We start from the raw sequence: 3049 nt of genomic DNA on the forward strand, positions 1-3049 counted from the left end.
AATATATTTGGTATAAGAAAAATGGTATTTCACTTTAAATGATTGTCATTGATAATAACTTTGACAATGGTAAGTAACATGGTACTATTTTGCCAAAAAAAAGCTGTTTCTAATTATTGAAACAGCTTTTTTTTTTGAATATTAAGATTTTGGAGCTTCTTTTTTGTCTTCTCTTGGAGGACGTGGTAAAAGTGCTTTTTTAGATACTTTTTCTTTACGTGTTTTAGGGTCAATTCCAAGGTATTTTACTTGAAAGACATCGCCCATTTTTACAACATCCGAAACATTTTCGGTACGTTCCCATGCCAATTCAGATACGTGCAAAAGGACTTCGTTTCCAGGAGCAGCCGTATATTCTACTACTGCACCAAAGTCTAACATTTTAATGACTTTTACTTCATAAGCTTCGCCAAGTTGTGGTTTAAATACAATAGAATCAATTTTTGCTAATACTGCTGCAATGCCATCTGGATCGGTACCCAAAATTTCTACAACTCCTTGCTCATCTACTTCGTTGATTACGATAGTTGTTCCTGTTGCTTTTTGTAATTCCTGAATTACTTTGCCTCCAGGGCCAATTAATGCTCCAATAAAGTTTCCAGGAATAGTTCTTGTGATGATTTTTGGTGCATGTTTTTTAACATCGGGTCTTGGTGTTGCTAGTACTTCTGTAATTTTTCCTAAAATATGCAAACGACCATCTCGAGCTTGTGCTAATGCTTGCTCCATGATATTGTATGCTAAACCTTCAATTTTGATGTCCATTTGACATGCCGTAATACCATCAGCTGTACCAGTTACTTTAAAATCCATATCGCCTAAATGATCCTCATCGCCAAGAATATCAGACAATACTGCAAATCTTTCTCCGTCTGTTATCAATCCCATTGCAATCCCAGAAACGGGTTTAATCATTTGAATTCCAGCATCTAACAAAGATAATGTACCTGCACAAACCGTTGCCATAGACGACGATCCATTGGACTCTAACACTTCAGAAACTACTCTAATAGTATAAGGACAGTCTGCAGGAATCATGTTTTTTAAAGCTCTTTGAGCCAAATTTCCATGTCCCACTTCTCTTCTCGATGTCCCTCTTAATGGTTTTGCTTCTCCTGTTGAAAACGGTGGAAAGTTATAATGTAAGTAAAATTTTTCTTCTCCTTGCTCGCTTGGAGAATCAATTTGATTGGCCTCTCTCGAGGTTCCTAAAGTGGCAGTTGCCAAAGCTTGCGTTTCGCCTCGTGTAAAAATGGCCGAACCGTGTACAGATGGCAAATAATCTACCTCGGCCCATATTGGTCGTATTTCTGTAGTTTTTCTGCCGTCCAATCTCAAACCTAAATCTAAAATGACATTTCTAACGGCTTCTTTATTTACTTTGTAAAAATATTTTGAAACTAAATCGCCATTCTCAGACAATTCTTCTTCTGTAAATAAGGCTTTTACTTCTTCTTTAACTAAAGCAAATTTTTCAGAACGCTCGTGTTTGGCAGTTCCTTCTTTGGCAATGTCAAAACATTTTTGGTATGCTGCGGCTTTTACTTTTTCAAAAATGGCTTCATCAGATTTTTCGTTTTCATACGTTCTGATGTCTTTTTTACCTACTAGCTCTTGTAATTTTTCCTGTGCTTCAATTTGAATTTTGATGGCTTCATGTGCAAATTTGATGGCTTCTACCATTTCAGATTCTGAAATTTCCTTCATTTCTCCTTCAACCATGGCAATAGAATCTTTAGATGCTCCAATCATCATGTCTATATCAGACAAAGCCAATTGGGCACGACTAGGATTGATAAGCAATTTGCCATCGATTCTGGCCACACGTACTTCAGAAATTAAAGTTGAAAATGGAATATCCGATATTGCCAATGCTGCCGAAGCGGCCAATCCAGCAAGTGCATCTGGCATTACATCTTCGTCGTGACTCATCAACTGAACCATTACTTGAGTTTCTGCATGATAATCATCAGGAAATAATGGTCGCAAAACCCTATCTACCAATCTCATGGTCAAAACTTCGCTGTCGCTTGGACGGGCTTCTCTCTTAAAAAAACCACCTGGAAATCGTCCTGCAGCGGCAAATTTTTCTCGATAATCTACCGTCAATGGCAAAAAATCAATTCCTGGGCTGGCCTGACGGGCAGATACTACGGTAGCTAGCAACATCGAGTTGCCCATTTGTACTACTACAGATCCATCGGCTTGTTTGGCTAATTTTCCTGTTTCGATTGAGATGCTTCGTCCATCTCCTAAATCGATAATTGTTTTTGATACTTTTGGAATCATAATTTTTATTTTTGATTAAACAATGGGTTTTAGTTGTGTTGTTGTGTGTAGTTGTTTTCTAAAACCCAATGAAAAACCAAACTTTTTTCTTTTTTTGATAAAAATAATGCCCTTTTTTTTAAAATTTTATTTTTAATCGCTCTTTTTATAAGGAATTTATAAAAGCCCTAAATTAAAAAAAGAGGTGCAAAAGCACCTCTTTAGGATTATTTTCTGATATTTAATACTTTGATTATCTCACGGTATCTGTTAATTTCAGTTTTCTTTAAGTAGTCCAATAACGCTCTTCTTTTTCCTACTAACAATACTAGCGAACGCTCTGTATTATAATCATGACGATTTTTTTTCAAGTGTTCTGTTAAATGTGTAATTCTGTAAGTGAATAACGCAATTTGTCCCTCTGCAGATCCTGTGTTTGCAGCATTTCCTCCGTGTTTAGCGAAGATTTCTTCTTTAATTTCTTTGGTTAAATACATTCCAATATTTATTTAATAATTCTTATGTATGTCATTACAGCTTTTGTAAGACGGTGCAAATTTAATTAATTTTTTGGAACATACAACATTTTAGTTAAATTTATAGTAAGAATATTTTAGAATTTATTTTTACAATAACAATTTACATTCATCTTTAAATTATAGGGGTGGCTTTTTGAGTTAAGCTTGTTGCAAAAGGAATCTAATGTTTTGAAATCGAAAATATTTTTAGATACAGGCAACCCTTTTTATTTTTAAATATTAATTACTCACGTTACGCAAAA

At 35.0% G+C, this 3049-nt stretch carries 2 protein-coding genes; both read right to left on the bottom strand.

What is annotated here, in order from left to right:
• Window positions 1-141 precede the first annotated feature (141 nt).
• Window positions 142-2289 (bottom strand): polyribonucleotide nucleotidyltransferase, encoded by a 2148-nt coding sequence (locus B0A58_RS15070; protein WP_089081727.1) that lies wholly within the window; start codon window positions 2287-2289, stop codon window positions 142-144.
• A gap of 206 nt (window positions 2290-2495) precedes the next feature.
• Complete coding sequence (gene rpsO, locus B0A58_RS15075) at window positions 2496-2765, bottom strand: 30S ribosomal protein S15 (RefSeq protein ID WP_014083558.1); 270 nt, start codon at window positions 2763-2765, stop codon at window positions 2496-2498.
• Between the last annotated feature and the right edge of the window lie 284 nt (window positions 2766-3049).

Origin of the sequence: Flavobacterium branchiophilum NBRC 15030 = ATCC 35035 (assembly GCF_002217205.1) — a bacterium.
Classification (GTDB): Bacteria; Bacteroidota; Bacteroidia; order Flavobacteriales; family Flavobacteriaceae; genus Flavobacterium; species Flavobacterium branchiophilum.